13 protein-coding genes are annotated in these 14,733 nt (G+C 62.3%); 6 read left to right on the top strand and 7 right to left on the bottom strand.

The features are described 5' to 3' along the window. Positions 1-254 precede the first annotated feature (254 nt). The 4 genes from C8K61_RS01085 to edd all read right to left on the bottom strand — a co-directional run bounded on the left by C8K61_RS01085 (position 255) and on the right by edd (position 5,350). Positions 255-1,748 carry an ATP-binding protein gene (locus C8K61_RS01085; RefSeq protein WP_108094329.1) on the bottom strand — a complete coding sequence of 498 codons (1,494 nt, stop codon included), beginning with the start codon at positions 1,746-1,748 and terminating at the stop codon, positions 255-257. After that, the gene (locus C8K61_RS01080) at positions 1,738-2,469 is read right to left on the bottom strand and encodes a response regulator (RefSeq protein WP_108094327.1); all 732 of its coding nucleotides are present in this window, start codon (positions 2,467-2,469) and stop codon (positions 1,738-1,740) included. Before C8K61_RS01080 ends, C8K61_RS01085 begins: the two co-directional genes overlap by 11 nt. Before the next feature lie 80 nt (positions 2,470-2,549). Then, the gene (locus C8K61_RS01075) at positions 2,550-3,530 is read right to left on the bottom strand and encodes a glucokinase (RefSeq protein ID WP_108094325.1); all 981 of its coding nucleotides are present in this window, start codon (positions 3,528-3,530) and stop codon (positions 2,550-2,552) included. Beyond that, positions 3,527-5,350, bottom strand: a complete 1,824-nt coding sequence (gene edd, locus C8K61_RS01070; RefSeq protein WP_108094323.1) for a phosphogluconate dehydratase — start codon at positions 5,348-5,350, stop codon at positions 3,527-3,529. Before edd ends, C8K61_RS01075 begins: the two co-directional genes overlap by 4 nt. A 127-nt stretch (positions 5,351-5,477) precedes the next feature. Between edd and gap the strand changes: the two genes are divergently transcribed. Then, the gene (gene gap, locus C8K61_RS01065; RefSeq protein WP_108094322.1) at positions 5,478-6,479 is read left to right on the top strand and encodes a type I glyceraldehyde-3-phosphate dehydrogenase; all 1,002 of its coding nucleotides are present in this window, start codon (positions 5,478-5,480) and stop codon (positions 6,477-6,479) included. After that, positions 6,476-6,940 carry a methylglyoxal synthase gene (locus C8K61_RS01060; protein WP_108094320.1) on the top strand — a complete coding sequence of 155 codons (465 nt, stop codon included), beginning with the start codon at positions 6,476-6,478 and terminating at the stop codon, positions 6,938-6,940. Before gap ends, C8K61_RS01060 begins: the two co-directional genes overlap by 4 nt. A gap of 54 nt (positions 6,941-6,994) precedes the next feature. Here C8K61_RS01060 and C8K61_RS01055 read toward each other — a convergent pair whose 3' ends face one another. The 3 genes from C8K61_RS01055 to C8K61_RS01045 form a co-directional block, all read right to left on the bottom strand. Further along, positions 6,995-7,591, bottom strand: coding sequence for a tRNA-uridine aminocarboxypropyltransferase (locus tag C8K61_RS01055; RefSeq protein ID WP_108094318.1), 597 nt, complete (start codon positions 7,589-7,591; stop codon positions 6,995-6,997). 75 nt (positions 7,592-7,666) lie between these two features. After that, complete coding sequence (locus C8K61_RS01050; RefSeq protein ID WP_108094316.1) at positions 7,667-9,232, bottom strand: PAS domain-containing methyl-accepting chemotaxis protein; 1,566 nt, start codon at positions 9,230-9,232, stop codon at positions 7,667-7,669. A 150-nt stretch (positions 9,233-9,382) separates the two neighbouring features. Further along, positions 9,383-10,285, bottom strand: coding sequence for a LysR family transcriptional regulator (locus C8K61_RS01045; RefSeq protein WP_108094872.1), 903 nt, complete (start codon positions 10,283-10,285; stop codon positions 9,383-9,385). Positions 10,286-10,503: 218 nt separating this feature from the next. Between C8K61_RS01045 and speB the strand changes: the two genes are divergently transcribed. The 4 genes from speB (at position 10,504) to C8K61_RS01025 (ending at position 14,597) form a co-directional block, all read left to right on the top strand. Further along, entirely contained in the window at positions 10,504-11,463 is a 960-nt protein-coding gene (gene speB, locus C8K61_RS01040) for an agmatinase (RefSeq protein ID WP_108094314.1), read from the top strand. 11 nt (positions 11,464-11,474) lie between these two features. Continuing rightward, positions 11,475-11,873: a nuclear transport factor 2 family protein gene (locus C8K61_RS01035; RefSeq protein WP_108094312.1), complete on the top strand. Its 399-nt coding sequence runs from the start codon at positions 11,475-11,477 to the stop codon at positions 11,871-11,873. Positions 11,874-12,069: 196 nt separating this feature from the next. Then, positions 12,070-13,581, top strand: a complete 1,512-nt coding sequence (locus C8K61_RS01030; protein ID WP_108094310.1) for a cytosine permease — start codon at positions 12,070-12,072, stop codon at positions 13,579-13,581. A gap of 194 nt (positions 13,582-13,775) precedes the next feature. After that, positions 13,776-14,597 carry a transporter substrate-binding domain-containing protein gene (locus C8K61_RS01025; protein ID WP_108094308.1) on the top strand — a complete coding sequence of 274 codons (822 nt, stop codon included), beginning with the start codon at positions 13,776-13,778 and terminating at the stop codon, positions 14,595-14,597. The last annotated feature ends 136 nt before the right edge of the window (positions 14,598-14,733 follow it).

Here is a 14,733-nt window from a genome sequence, read left to right as displayed (position 1 = left end):
GGTGGCCGGATTCTACCCAGCGTAGGAGCGGGATTACCCGAAACAGTGCAGAGAATAGTGTCACAGGGTTGTGACAAAGGGCGGGCTAGAGCGGCCCTTCAGATCAAGACCCCCTCTCCCCTAGCCCCTCTCCCGCAAGCGGACGAGGGGAACTGGATGGCGATCGACCGTCACATCATCACGCGGTCTAGCCCCCCTCCCGCTTGCGGGAGAGGGCTGGGGAGAGGGGCCTTTGATTTTCCCCGCGCAGACACTCAGTCCGAGAATCGCGGCAGATAAAGGGTCACACGCAACCCCCCTTCCCGCAGATTCTGCAGCGTCACTTCGCCGCCATGGCTGTGGGCAATATTGCGCGCGATGCCGAGGCCCAAACCGTAGCCCTGCTGCTTACCCGAAAGGCGAAAATGCGGCTCAAACACCTGCTCCAGGCGCTGCTCCGGCACGCCCGGGCCTTCGTCGTCGACATGCAGAATAAACGCGCTGTCGTTATCTTCGATATGCAGGTGCGCCTTGGTGCCGTATTTCAGCGCGTTGTCGATCAGGTTGCCCATGCATCGGCGCAAGGCCAGCGGCTTGCCGGCATAAGCGGCCATCGCCCGTCCGTGCAGGCTGACCCGACCATTACCCTGCGGCGGCAGATACGGTTCGATCAGGCAGTCGAGCGCGAGGTTGAGGTCCACCGGTTCGATATTTTCGTGTATGTCGGTGTCTTTCACGCACTGCAACGCGCCTTTGACCAGCATTTCCAGGTCATCCAGATCTCGGCTGAATTTGGCCTGCACCTTCTCATCGTCGAGCAATTCCACCCGCAGGCGCAGGCGCGTAATGGGTGTGCGCAGGTCATGGGAAATGGCGCTGAAGAGCTGGCTGCGTTCGATCAGGTAACGACTGATGCGCTCGCGCATGGCGTTGAAGGCTCGCCCTACTTCCACCACTTCACTGCCGCCGCCCTCCGCCACTGGCCGCACTTCGGCGGCGCCCAGCGACATATCCCGCGCAGCCCGCGCCAGGCGCTTGAGTGGCCGGCTTTGCCAGTGCACCAGCACACCGATGAACAGCAGCAGAAAGCTGCTGGTGAGGATGATGAACCACACCTGCTGCGCCGGCAGGCCCTCTTCTTCCAGGCTGGTGTAGGGCTCGGGCAGCAACGAGGCGATGTACAGCCATTCGCCGGGCGCCATCTGAATCTGGGTGACCAGCACCGGCGGTTTCACCGGTTCCAAGGTCAGCGCGTAGTGGGCCCAGGAACGCGGCAGTTCGTCGAGTTTCAGGCCGCCGTTAAAAATCCGCAGGTCATCGGGGCTGACGAAGGTCACCAGAATGTCGACGTCATTACCCATGGCTTCACGCAACACCTCATGCACCGATTCCAGCACGGCGGTTTTGCGCGGTGTGGCCGGCAGCACCTGCATGTCCAGGGGTTTGTCGTTGAGGGTCACCACGAAGCGGGTACCGCCCATGCTGCGCAGTTGGTCGAGTACCAGCGGCCGGTAGGCCAAGGGCAAAGAGCGCAGGTAGCTGACGCTGGCGGACATCGAATGGGCCAGGCTACGGGCGCTGGTGACCAGGCCTTCCAACTGGGTGGCACGCAGTTGCGACAGCCAGATCACGCTGGACAATCCCTGCGCCATCAGCACTGACAACAAAGTCAGCAGCAACATGCGCCCGAGCAAGGAGCGCGGCACCGGCACCCAGCCGAACCAGCGCTGGTACCAAGGTTTCGGCGCAACGGGCGGGCTAGGCAGCATTGTGCGGCGTCACCTGGGCGGCCAGAAGGTAGCCGGAGCCGCGCACGGTGCGGATCAAGCGCGGCGCCTTGCCGGTGTCGCGCAGGCGTTGGCGCAGACGGCTGACGGCCATGTCGACGATGCGATCGAGCGGCATCGGTTCACGGCCACGGGTGGCGTTGCCGATGGTGTCGCGGTCGAGGATCTGTTGCGGGTGATCGAGGAACAGCTTGAGCAAGGCGAAGTCGGCCCCAGAGAGAAACACCTCTTCGCCGTCGAGGTGGAACAGCCGGTGGCTGACCATGTCCAGCCGCCATTCATCAAAGGCCAGCACTTCCACGCGGCTGCGTTCCTGGCCGAACTGGGCGCGGCGCAGCAGGGCCTTGATCCGCGCTTGCAGCTCGCGCGGGCTGAAGGGTTTGCCCAGGTAGTCGTCGGCGCCCAGTTCCAGGCCGATCACGCGGTCGGCTTCGTCGGAACTGGCGGTCAGCATGATGATCGGCACCTGGGCCAGGCGCGGGTGTTGGCGCACCCAACGGCACAGGCTGAAGCCATCTTCGTCGGGCAGCATCACATCGAGAATCAGCAGGTCGGCGCTTTCCTCACCAAGGGCGGCGCGAAAGCCGGCGCCGTCAGCCACGGTGCGAACCTGAAAGCCGGCGCGGCTCAGGTAGGCTTCCAGCAGCTCACGGATTTCCTGATCGTCATCCACCAGCAGGATGGATTTTCCGGTCTGGCTCAAGGGGCCTTCCTTATAGTTTTTGTCGTAAAGGGCACTTGGATGTATTGCCTGCCAACTGGTTCAGCCGGCGATTCTAACGGTTACGCGCCCGGAGTGAACTGACGCTGCTCAAGGAGTTGCTGAAGGGCCACACCGGCGCCCATCAACCCCGGGTATTCGGCGGTCACCAGCCACACCGGCACATCGACCATGTACTTGCTCATCGGCCCCTTGGCAGCAAAGCTCTGGGCAAAACCGCTGCGCAAGAATAGCTCGGTGAAACGCGGCACGATGCCACCGACTATGTACACGCCACCGCGGCCGCCAAGGCTCAACACGTTGTTACCGGCCACCCGGCCCAGCCAGCAGGAGAACTGGTCGATCACGGCGCCGGCCACTTCGTCACCTGCCAATGCCGCTGCGGTAATCGCCGCTGGCGTTTTCAGAGTTTCTGCGTGGCCATCCAGCGCACACAGGGCGCGATACAGCAGCAGCAAGCCGCCACCGCTCAGCACGTCTTCGGCGCGCATATGGCCATTGAGGCGATACAGCTCCTGCCACAGCTGCGCTTCGCGCGGCGTGCCGATCGGCAGGTCGACGTGCCCGCCCTCGCCCGGCAATGCCTGCCAGCCGGCTTCGGCCGAGCCGATCAGGGTGCCGACGCCCAGGCCGGTGCCTGGGCCAACCACCACGGCCGGGCGATCCGCTTCAGCGGTGCCTGGGCAGACTTGCACGCGCTCATGGTCTTGCAGGCGGGTCATGCCCAGGGCCATGGCGGAAAAATCGTTGATCAGCAGCAGCTCGTCCACCTGCAGGTCGCGGCAGAACGCCGAACGGCTCAGGCGCCAGTGGTTATTGGTGAACACAAACAGATCGCCGCTGACCGGCCCGGCACAGGCCAGGCAAACCGCGTGCACGGCACCGACGGCCAGACCAAGGCCTTCGAGGTAGGCCACGATGGCCTGCTCGACGCCAGGAAAATCCGCCGTGGCCAGCACCTGCACCGACTCCAACTGGTTATCGCGCCACAGCGCGAAGCGTGCATTGGTGCCGCCGATATCGCCGACCAGGGCTAACTTCATTTCAATCCTTCCAAACTGGTAGTAAAGGCACTGGCGCCCTGCTCGGCGGTGCTGAACGAGGCGCGCATAAAGGCAAACAATTCACGCCCGGTACCGAAGGCCACGGGCAGACCTTCAGCATTGGGACGTTTGGCCAGTTCCGCTGCGTCGACCATCACCCGCAACTCACCTTTGGTGCCGTCGACGCGGACAATATCGCCGTCGCGCACGCGGGCCAGCGGGCCGCCATCGAAGGCTTCCGGGCAGACGTGAATGGCGGCCGGGATCTTACCCGAGGCACCCGACATCCGGCCATCGGTGACCAGCGCCACTTTGAAACCACGGTCCTGCAGCACGCCGAGGAACGGCGTCATCTTGTGCAGCTCGGGCATGCCGTTGCTGCGTGGCCCCTGGAAGCGCACCACCGCAACGAAGTCGCGCTCCAGCTCGCCGGCCTGGAAGGCGTCGGCCAGTTCCTGCTGGTCGTGGAACACCCGCGCCGGCGCTTCTACGATCTGGTGCTCAAGCGCCACGGCGGACACCTTCATCACCCCACGACCCAGGTTGCCATCCATCACGCGCAGGCCGCCCTCGGGCGAAAACGGGTTGGACAGCGGACGCAGAATGCTTTCGTCGAGGCTTTTGCTCGGGCCTTCGCGCCACACCAGTTTGCCGTCGTCGAGGAACGGCTCCTGGGTGTAACGGCGCAGGCCTTTGCCGACCACGGTGTGCACGTCTTCATGCAGCAGGCCGCCGTCGAGCAGCTCGCGAATCAGGAAGGCCATGCCGCCAGCCGCCTGGAAATGATTGATGTCAGATTTGCCGTTGGGGTAGACGTGGGCCATGGTCGGCACCACTTCCGAGAGGTCGGCCATGTCCTGCCAGGTCAGCAGAATGCCGGCCGAACGGGCAATCGCCGGCATGTGCAGGGTGTGGTTGCTGGAGCCACCGGTGGCGTGCAGGGCGACGATGGAGTTGACCAGCACCTTCTCGTCCACCAGTTCGCCGAGCATCAGCCGGTTGCCCGATTGCGCGGTCAGGCGGGTGACTTGTTGCGCCGCTTCGCGGGTCAGGGCATCACGCAGCGGTGTGTAAGGGTTGACGAACGAAGCGCCGGGCAAGTGCAGGCCCATCACTTCCATCAGCAATTGGTTGGTGTTGGCGGTGCCGTAGAAGGTGCAGGTGCCGGGGCCGTGGTAGGCCTTCATTTCCGACTCCAGCAGCTCGTCACGGCTGGCTTTGCCTTCGGCGTAGCGCTGACGGACTTCGGCTTTTTCCTTGTTGGAGGAACCGGTGGTCATAGGCCCGCCTGGCACGAACAGAATCGGCAGGTGGCCAAAGCGCAGCGCACCCATCATCAGGCCAGGCACGATCTTGTCGCAGATGCCCAGGCACAAAGCGGCGTCGAACATGTTATGGGACAGCGCCACAGCGGTGGACATGGCAATGGTTTCGCGGCTGGCGATGCCGATTTCCATGCCCGGCTCGCCCTGGGTCACGCCATCGCACATGGCCGGCACACCGCCGGCGAACTGACCGACCGAGCCGATATCGCGCAGCGCCTGTTTGATCTGTTCAGGGTAATGCTCGTAGGGCTGGTGGGCCGAGAGCATGTCGTTGTAGGCGGAGATGATCGCCACGTTGGCGGAATCCATCAGCCGCAGGCGCTGTTTGTCTTCACCGCTACAGGCCGCCACACCATGGGCGAAATTCGCGCATTGATGCTTGGCGCGGGCCGGCCCGTCTTCGGCGGCCGCGTGAATCATCTTCAAATAATGCTCACGGGTGGCGCGGCTGCGGGCAATCAAACGCTCGGTAACTTCTACGACACGGGGATGCATATCATCGGCTCCACACAGGCTTAATTTTTATATAAAACAAAATTTCGTAGGTATTTCGGCTTGGTTTTTTATATTACCGAGCCTAATCTTGTAATTCCAACAACAAAAAACAAGATTCGGTGATTCCATGACACTGCGTATCGCAATCAACGGCTTTGGCCGCATCGGCCGCAACATTCTGCGCGCCCTGTACACCCAGGACTACCGCGAACAGCTGCAGGTAGTCGCGATCAACGACCTCGGCGACAGTGCCATCAATGCCCACCTGTTCAAGTACGACAGCGTGCACGGCATTTTTGACGGTAGCGTTGAGGCACAAGCCGACGCATTGTTGGTCAACGGCGACCGCATTGCCGTCACCGCCATCCGCAACCCGGCCGAGCTGCCATGGCGCGACCAGCAGATCGACATCGTCTTCGAATGCACTGGCCTGTTTACTGACCGCGATAAAGCGGCAGCGCATTTAACCGCCGGCGCCAGGAAGGTAATTATCTCGGCCCCGGCCAAAGGTGCCGATGCCACCATCGTCTACGGCGTTAACCACGACACGCTGCGCCAGTCGCACCAGATCATTTCCAGCGCCTCCTGCACCACCAACTGCCTGGCGCCGATTGCCCAGGTGTTGCACCGCGAGCTGGGCATCGAAAACGGCCTGATGACCACCATTCACGCCTACACCAACGACCAGAACCTCTCGGACGTCTACCACAGCGACCCCTACCGCGCCCGCTCGGCCACTCAGTCGATGATCCCGACCAAGACCGGCGCCGCCGAAGCCGTGGGCCTGGTGCTACCGGAACTGGCCGGCAAGCTAACCGGCATGGCGGTGCGGGTGCCGGTGATCAACGTGTCGCTGGTGGATTTAACCCTAGAACTAAAACAGCCGGTCAGCGCCGAAACCGTCAATGCGCTGATGCTGTCGGCTAGCCAGCAGTTGCCGATTCTCGGCTACAACGCTTTGCCGCTGGTGTCCCACGACTTCAACCATAACCCGCTGTCGTCGATCTTCGACGCCAACCACACCAAAACCAGCGGCAAGCTGCTCAAGGTGCTGGCCTGGTATGACAACGAATGGGGTTTTTCCAACCGCATGCTGGATAACGCGTTGGCCCTGCGGGACGCGCCGTGAGCCGCGTCCCCTTCACCACTGCGCAACTGCCAGCGCGTAAACGCATCGCCCTGGTGGCCCATGACCACTGCAAGGAATTCCTCCTCGACTGGAGTGAACGCCAGCGCCCACGCCTGGCCCAGCACGACCTGCTGGCCACCGGCACCACCGGCCTGCTGCTGACTCGCCGCCTGCACCTGCCGGTGGAAAGCATGATCAGCGGCCCGCTCGGCGGCGACCAACAGATTGGTGCGCGCATCGCCGAGCGCCGCGTGGACATGCTGGTGTTCTTCTGGGACCCGTTCGAGCAACAACCCCACGACCCCGACATCAAAGCCCTGCTGCGGGTGGCGGCGGTGTGGAATATTCCCGTGGCGTGCAATGAAAGCAGCGCCGACTACCTGTTGAGCAGCCCGTTGCTGGAGCAGCGGCATGAGCATCGGGTGCCGGATTACGCCACGTATCTGGCGGCACGCGCCTAGGTTGGGTTGAGCGCTGCGAAGCCCAACGCCTGCCCCAGCTGCGCACAACCGAGCCTACAAATTGGGAAGGTGATTGCGGGCAAACACCTCCTCCCCCATCGCCTCGATCTGCCCCTCGATCAGCGCCTCAAACGGTCGCAACAGCTCGCCGAACGCGCTTGGCGCTTCGACAACTTCCAACGCCTGAACAATCGCCTCGATGGTCGACAACGCCCCCGCCATCGGCGCCTTGCGCAGGCGGTAACGCGACACGCCACCTGCCGGCAACATCACCTGCGGCAAGGCAGCCAACAGCGGGTTCACATGCAGCAGTTTGCTCGCCTTGCGCCAAGTGCCATCGGGCACCACCAGTTGCAGCGGCAGTTCGTTGGGCGCCGCTGCCAGCACAGTTGCCCCCTCCCCCGGAAATAACAGGCAGCTGCGATAGCCTGGCGGGTTCAGCAACCGCTCCAATTCACAAAACATCTCGCCCACGCACAGCTCGGCATTGGTCAACCCCAGGGCCGCCAGGCGTGCAGTGTTCAGGGCATGTTTGACTTCACTTGGGTGCTGCAGGATGAGCACGCGGGTACGGCTATCCAGGCTTGGGATCAGCGCACACAGGCAGTGGCTGAGTGGGCGGCAGCAGCGGGGGCATAGCGGGCGAGACATGGGCACTCCTTGGGAGCGCCAAGTTTGCCAGATAGACGGCCGGACTTCCCTGTCCGACCTTTGGGGAACACGGGGTTATTTGTTGAAACGCTCTGCCAGGCTGTGCAGATACTCAGCCATGTGTTCGAGGTCCTGGCTGATCACCACGCCTTCCTGGGCCTGACCGGCGCTGCGGTCAGAGAGCTGGGCGATGCGGGTGATCTGCTGACTGATGTCTTCAGCCACATGGCTTTGCTGCTCGGAGGCAGTGGCCATCTGCTGACTCATGCCGGTGATGCGCGTAACCGCCTGGCTGATGCCATCCAGCGCGTGGCGCACTGCCTCGACGCTGTGCACGCTATCGCGGGAAATATCCTCGCCCTTGCTGGCGGTGGCCACGGCGCGGTCGGCGCCGCTGCGCAGGGAAGAAATGATCTGATGGATCTGCTCGGTGGACTCGCGGGTGCGTGAGGCCAGCGACCGCACCTCATCGGCCACCACGGCAAACCCTCGGCCTTGCTCGCCGGCGCGAGCTGCCTCAATGGCCGCGTTCAACGCCAGCAGGTTGGTCTGCTCGGCAATCGAGGTAATTACGTCGGCGACGCTGCCGATCGACTGGGTCGAGTTGGCCAGGTCTTTCACCGCCTGCCCGATCTCGGTGACCGCATCAGCCATATGCTGCATCGCCCCCAGGCTGTCATTGGCCAGGCCACGGCCTTGCTGGGCGAGCTGGTCAGCCTCTTCGGCGGCATGCGCGGTGTTTGCAACGTTGGCGGCGACTTCCTGAATGGTGGCAGCCATCTGGTTGATGGCGGTGGCCGATTGGTCGGTTTCGCTGCGCTGCTGTTCCAGCAATTCAGCGCTGGAGTTGGACAGCTTCGACGACTCGGCGGCGCGCAACTTCACATTGACGCCGGCATCTTCCAGCCGCGTCAGCGCCGTTTGCAGGCGCGCTTCCTCGCTGATCATGGCCATGTCCAGCAGGCCTTGGGCGCCTCGGTTATCGGAATAGGTCAACGCCACCAGGGCACTGGTAAAGGCTTTCGGATGCGCGGCCAGGGTCTCGCGCACGCCCATGCGTTTGCGGTAGAGCTGAAAGGAGCCCAGGCAGAACATGATCACCAGCACTTGCAGGGCCTGAGCCCAGCCTTCGAGCAGGTAATCGCCGGCCAGAATCAGCAGCGCGGCGAGAATCACCGGCCAGGACTGAACAAAATCGCGGGTCCAATTTTCCACCGCAGGCACCGGCGCTTTGCCGGCACGCAGGCGCGCGTACAGCGCATCGGCTCGGGCCACCTGCTCACGGGTGGGCAGAGAGCGCACCGACTCGAAGCCGGACATGTGGCCGTTTTCATACACCGGGGTGACGTAGGCGCTGACCCAGTAGAAGTCGCCATTCTTCGAGCGATTCTTCACCAGCCCCATCCACGGCTTGCCCTGTTTGAGTACGTCCCACATATGGGCGAACACAGCAGGCGGCATGTCCGGGTGGCGCACCAGGTTGTGCGGCTGGCCAATCAATTCTTCGCGGGTGAAGCCACTGATCTCGACGAAGGCGTCGTTGCAGTAGGTGATTTTGCTCTGCAGGTCGGTGGTGGAAATCAGGCGTTCGTGCTCAGGAAAGGTTCTTTCCCGCTGTGTCACAGGCAGGTTCTGGCGCATCACTTCAATCCCTGGTCAGTAGGAGCATACGAACTTCCTTGCTCATGGGAGTTAGGTGTAGCACAGCGATGGCTAGGCGCCAGCAGGGACTAGGGACGTGGGTACATCAATTGCGTAGGAGCGGCTGAAACCGCTCCTACGAGACCAGGCTCAACTCGCCCGCGGCTGCGTCAGCTGGGTTTTCAGCAGATCACGGAAGGTTTGCAACAGGGGCTCGCGTGAGCGGCCGCGGCGGTAGGTGAGGGAAAACGGCGCCTGATAGCCAAAGGTGGTGGGCAGCAGCGGGCGCAGGCGTTTCTGGTCGACCCAGGCTTGCGCGTAGTGCTCCGGCAGGTAGCCGATATAGGCGCCGGAGAGCACCAGAATCAGTTGCGCTTCCATACTTTCCACGGTCGCGGCGCTGTGTTTGAAGCCGTGGCGGGCCAGTTCGGCCTGGCTCCAGTAACTGCGCCCGACCATGCGCTGCTGGGTGATCAGCTCCGGCGGAATACGCCGCTCGCCGAACAACGGGTGGCGGTCGCTGCAGTACAACCAGTGCTGCTCGCGATACAGCGCCTGGTACAGCAGGCCGTTCATGCGCGTGGAAAACGAACCGATGGCCAGGTCCAGGCGGTTTTCCAGCACCCCCAGTTGCAGCTCATAGGGGCTGAGCACCGACAGGTGCAAATGCACGGCCGGGTGCTCTTCGCTGTAGGTACCGATCACTTCGGCGAACGGCAAGGAACGGTCGCTCACGGTGGAATCGATCACCCCCAGATTCAGCGTGCCGCGCAGTTCGCCCTTGAGCGCGGCGGCGTAGCGCTCGAAGCCTTCCATCTCACCGAGCAGGCGCAGGGTTTCCTGGAAGAACAGCTCGCCCTTGCTGGTCAGGCTGAAACCGCCACGGCCTCGGTGGCACAGGCTCAAGCCGAGCTGGCCTTCGAGCTGGCTCATGTAGGTGCTGATGGCCGAAGTCGACAGGTTGAGTTCTTGCTGGGCAGCGGCAAAACCCTGGTGGCGCACCACACTGACGAAGATGCGCAGCAGTTTCAGGTCGGGCAGGACTTGGGACATGGAGGCTCCGGCTTTATCGAAGAGCATCGCGGCTGAAGCCGCTCCTACGGATTGTGCGATCTCGTAGGAGCGGCTTCAGCCGCGATAGCGTTTAAAGCTTACCCAATAGTTTAGAAATCTCTGAACTAAGAATTTGCCGGCCCCGGATTTTTCTCTGTCCTACCCCCTGCGCAGAATCGGCGCCATTACTAAAACCATAAAAACCGTGAGGCCACCCCGTGGACAAGAAGCTTCATCAACCCCTGGGCGGTAATGAAATGCCGCGCTTCGGTGGCATCGCCACCATGATGCGCCTGCCGCATATCCAATCCGACACTGAACTCGATGCCCTCGACGCCGCCTTCGTCGGCGTGCCCTTGGACATCGGCACCTCCCTGCGCTCCGGCACCCGCTTCGGGCCGCGCGAGATCCGCGCCGAGTCGGTGATGATCCGTCCGTACAACATGGCCACCGGCGCCGCCCCATTCGACTCGTTGAACGTGGCCGACATCGGCGATGTGGCAATCAACACCTTCAACCTGCTGGATGCCGTGCGCATCATTGAAGAGTCTTACGACAAGATCATCGGCCACGGCATTCTGCCCATGACCCTGGGTGGCGATCACACCATCACCCTGCCGATTCTGCGCGCGCTGCATAAGAAGCACGGCAAGATCGGCCTGGTGCATATCGATGCCCACGCCGATGTGAATGACCATATGTTCGGCGAGAAAATCGCCCACGGCACCACCTTCCGCCGCGCCGTGGAAGAAGGCCTGCTGGACTGCGACCGCGTGGTGCAGATTGGTCTGCGTGCCCAGGGTTACACCGCGGAAGACTTCAACTGGTGCCGCCGCCAGGGTTTCCGTGTGGTGCAGGCCGAAGAGTGCTGGCACAAATCCCTGACCCCACTGATGACCGAAGTCCGCGAGAAAGTCGGCGGCGGTCCGGTGTACCTGAGCTTTGATATCGACGGTATCGACCCGGCCTGGGCGCCTGGTACCGGCACCCCGGAAATCGGCGGCCTGACCACCATTCAAGCGATCGAGATCATTCGCGGTTGCCAAGGCCTGGACCTGATCGGTTGTGACGTGGTGGAAGTCTCTCCACCCTACGACACCACCGGCAACACCTCGCTGCTGGGCGCCAACCTGCTGTACGAAATGCTCTGTGTTCTGCCAGGCGTCTCCCACAAATGAGTGCCGCACAAATGAGTGACGCCCTGAAAGAACAGCAAGTGCTTAACGCGGCAGAACGTTTGGTCGCCGCCTTCGCCAGCACCAACACCGAAGCCTACTTCGCCGCCTTCAGCGAAGACGCCAGCTTTGTCTTCCATACCCTGCCAGAGCCGCTGCTGAGCCGCGCGGCGTACCAGAAGGTGTGGGCTGAATGGTTGGCGGGTGGCTTTGAAGTAGTCGAATGCACCTCAAGCAAACAGTTCGTCAGCCTGCAGGGCGACGTGGCGATCTTTGTTCACGACGTACGCACTCAGCTGCGCATCGCCGGCGAGGAAAGCACCAGTTACGAGCGCGAGACCATTGTGTTTCGCCAGGTAGAAGCCGGCCGCTGGTTGGCCTGCCATGAGCATTTGTCTGCAGTACCGCAATAAACGCTTTGAAAACGGCAATACAACAAAAACCGTAGCCATTAAAAACGCTTTGAAAACGTAGCGAGCGACGGTATGGCAAGGCAAAAACAGGCGAGCAAGCGGAGTTGGCTGTAGCCAATGAGCATTGCGAGTCTGTTTTTAACGCCGCCAGACCGAGCGCAGTAGTTTTCAGAGTGTTTTTCCCGGGGAGGGGAAAATGCATAACAACAATGAACACGCTTTGACGCGTATCGAAACCTTCGGGGTTGAGCAAATCCCCGACAACGAACGCAGCGCCAAACCGCTGGACCTGTTCCGCATGATTTTCGGCGGCGCCAACACCTTCGCCACCGCCGTCCTCGGCAGCTTCCCGGTGCTGTTCGGCCTGTCGTTCCAGGCCGGCGTCTGGGCGATTCTGCTGGGCGTGCTGGTGGGCTCGGTGATCCTCGCGCCGATGGGCCTGTTCGGTTCGCTGAACGGCACCAACAACGCCGTTTCCTCCGGCGCGCACTTCGGTGTGCATGGCCGGATCGTCGGCTCGTTCCTCTCGCTGCTCACCGCCATCGCGTTTTTCTCGCTGTCGGTGTGGAGCTCGGGGGACGCCCTTATCGGTGGCGCCAAGCGCCTGATCGGCCTGCCCGAAACCGACCTGACCCTGGGCCTGGCCTACGGCCTGTTCGCCCTGCTGGTGCTGACCGTATGCATCTACGGTTTCCGCTTTCTGCTGTGGGTCAACAAGGTCGCGGTATGGAGCGCCAGCGTGCTGTTCCTGCTGGGCATCTTCGCCTTCGCCAGCACCTTCGACAGCGCCTATGCCGGCAGCGTCAACCTCGGCACCGAAGGCTTCTGGGCCGCGTTTATCGGTGCCGCACTGGTGGCCATGAGCAACCCGATTTCCTTCGGTGCGTTCCTCGGTGACTGGGCGCGTTACATCCCCAAGGAAACGTCCAAGGGCCGCATCATGCTGGCGGTGATCTTCGCCCAACTGGCCACCCTGATTCCGTTCCTGTTCGGCCTGGCCACCGCCACCATCGTCGCCGTAAAAGCGCCGGACTACATCGCCGCCAACAACTATGTTGGCGGCCTGCTGGCCGTGTGCCCGACCTGGTTCTTCCTGCCGGTGTGCCTGATTGCGGTGATCGGCGGCATGTCCACCGGCACTACGTCGCTCTATGGCACCGGGCTGGACATGTCCAGCGTGTTCCCCCGCGTATTGAGCCGGGTGAAAGCCACCCTGCTGATCGGTGTGCTATCGATTGCCTTCATCTTCATTGGCCGCTTCGCTGCCAACCTGGTGCAGAGCGTGTCGACCTTCGCCGTGCTGATCATCACCTGCACCACGCCGTGGATGGTGATCATGATCCTCGGCCTGATCATTCGCCGTGGCGCGTACCACGCCGATGACCTGCAAGTGTTCACCCGTGGGCAAAAAGGTGGCAGCTACTGGTTCACCCACGGCTGGAACTGGCGCGGTATGGGCGCCTGGGTGCCGAGCGCGTTGATCGGCCTGTGCTTCGTTAACCTGCCGGGGCAGTTCGTTGGCCCGCTGGGCAACCTGGCCAATGGCATCGACATCAGCTTGCCGGTGACCCTGGGGCTGGCGGCAGTGCTGTACCTGGTGCTGCTGGTGCTGTTCCCGGAACCGGCTGAAGTCTATGGCCCGCAGGGCCCGCGCTGGATGCCGCTGCCCAAAGATGCCGAGGTAAAGGGCACTACTGAAATCGCGTAAGAAAAGCATCGCGGCTAAAGCCCCTCCCACAGGGGATCGCATTTCCTTGTGGGAGGGGCTTCAGCCGCGATAAATCGTAAGTCGTACACCGATGTAACCGGTTTTGCATAACAACAAACGGCTCTACAAGCCCTCGCTGGCTTGATTCTTGAACTGCCAATAACAGATGCACCCAGCCCCTTGAGGAATAACCGATGCGCACTCGTTCGACTCGCCTTATCGCTGTTCTCGGCCTGCTGGCCGCCGCTCTTAGCCCTGCTACCCAAGCGGCTGAAAAACCTTCTTTCGTCAGCGGTGGCAGCTTCAATGTCTGCTCCGACCCAACCTTCCCACCATTGGAATTTTTCGAAAAAACCGGTGACCGCGAACCCAGCGGCTTCGACGCCGACCTGATCCGCGCCATGGCGAAAACCTGGGGCGTGCCGGCGCGTTTTATCGTCACAGAGTTCACCGGCTTGCTGCCGGGCCTGGATTCAAAACGTTGCGACGTGGTCATCAGCGGTGCATTGATTACCCCGGAACGCACCCAGAAACTCGACGCCGTGCCGTACCTGGCCAGTGCCACCATCGTGTTTGGCAGCGGCAAGAGCGACGTTTCCCTGAGCAAGCTGGAAGACCTGTCCGGCAAAGTGGTGGCCGTGCAATCCGGTACCCGTTATGTGGCGATCATGGAGAAGCTCAACACCGAGCTCAAAGCCGCCGGCAAAACCGAAGCGACTATCCAGACCTACCCCAAAGGCAGTGACGTAGCCCAGCAAGTACTGGTCGGCCGTGCCGCCGCCGGCTTGTCGCAGGACACCGAACTGGCCTACCGCGAACTGCAAACCCCAGGGCAGTTCAAGACCCTCTACACCTTCCCCGAGAAGGACGTGTTTGGCGCCTATCTGCCAAAAGATCCGGCCAACAAGAAGGCTGTGGCAGAGGCGATCAAGGCGTTGAAAGCCGACGGCACGCTGAAAGCCATCAGTGAGAAATGGAAGCTCGACCCGGTCAACGTTGAAGGCGCTGGCGAGTAATACCGGACGAGCCTCGTTGCCCGTCCCCCTCTCCCCAGCCCCTCGCCCGCCTGCGGGAGAGGGGCTGGGGGAGAGGGCCGGGGCCAACACCGTTGCAAGCTGCTGACCCGCTAAAGCCAGCGCTTTTTCTCACCGC

This window comes from Pseudomonas sp. GV071 (genome assembly GCF_003050835.1).
In the GTDB taxonomy this organism is placed as follows: Bacteria; Pseudomonadota; Gammaproteobacteria; order Pseudomonadales; family Pseudomonadaceae; genus Aquipseudomonas.
Note: the sequence above shows the minus strand (reverse complement) of the source record. Positions and strands in the feature narration are given on the sequence as shown.

Excerpts from the sequence above, each read along its gene's own strand:
- C8K61_RS01085 (WP_108094329.1), bottom strand. The coding sequence starts at position 1,748 with ATGCTGCCTAGCCCGCCCGTTGCGCCGAAACCTTGGTACCAGCGCTGG.
- C8K61_RS01075 (WP_108094325.1), bottom strand. The coding sequence starts at position 3,530 with ATGAAGTTAGCCCTGGTCGGCGATATCGGCGGCACCAATGCACGCTTC.
- edd (WP_108094323.1), bottom strand. The coding sequence starts at position 5,350 with ATGCATCCCCGTGTCGTAGAAGTTACCGAGCGTTTGATTGCCCGCAGC.
- gap (WP_108094322.1), top strand. The coding sequence starts at position 5,478 with ATGACACTGCGTATCGCAATCAACGGCTTTGGCCGCATCGGCCGCAAC.
- C8K61_RS01055 (WP_108094318.1), bottom strand. The coding sequence starts at position 7,591 with ATGTCTCGCCCGCTATGCCCCCGCTGCTGCCGCCCACTCAGCCACTGC.
- C8K61_RS01050 (WP_108094316.1), bottom strand. The coding sequence starts at position 9,232 with ATGCGCCAGAACCTGCCTGTGACACAGCGGGAAAGAACCTTTCCTGAG.
- C8K61_RS01045 (WP_108094872.1), bottom strand. The coding sequence starts at position 10,285 with ATGTCCCAAGTCCTGCCCGACCTGAAACTGCTGCGCATCTTCGTCAGT.
- C8K61_RS01035 (WP_108094312.1), top strand. The coding sequence starts at position 11,475 with ATGAGTGACGCCCTGAAAGAACAGCAAGTGCTTAACGCGGCAGAACGT.
- C8K61_RS01030 (WP_108094310.1), top strand. The coding sequence starts at position 12,070 with ATGCATAACAACAATGAACACGCTTTGACGCGTATCGAAACCTTCGGG.
- C8K61_RS01025 (WP_108094308.1), top strand. The coding sequence starts at position 13,776 with ATGCGCACTCGTTCGACTCGCCTTATCGCTGTTCTCGGCCTGCTGGCC.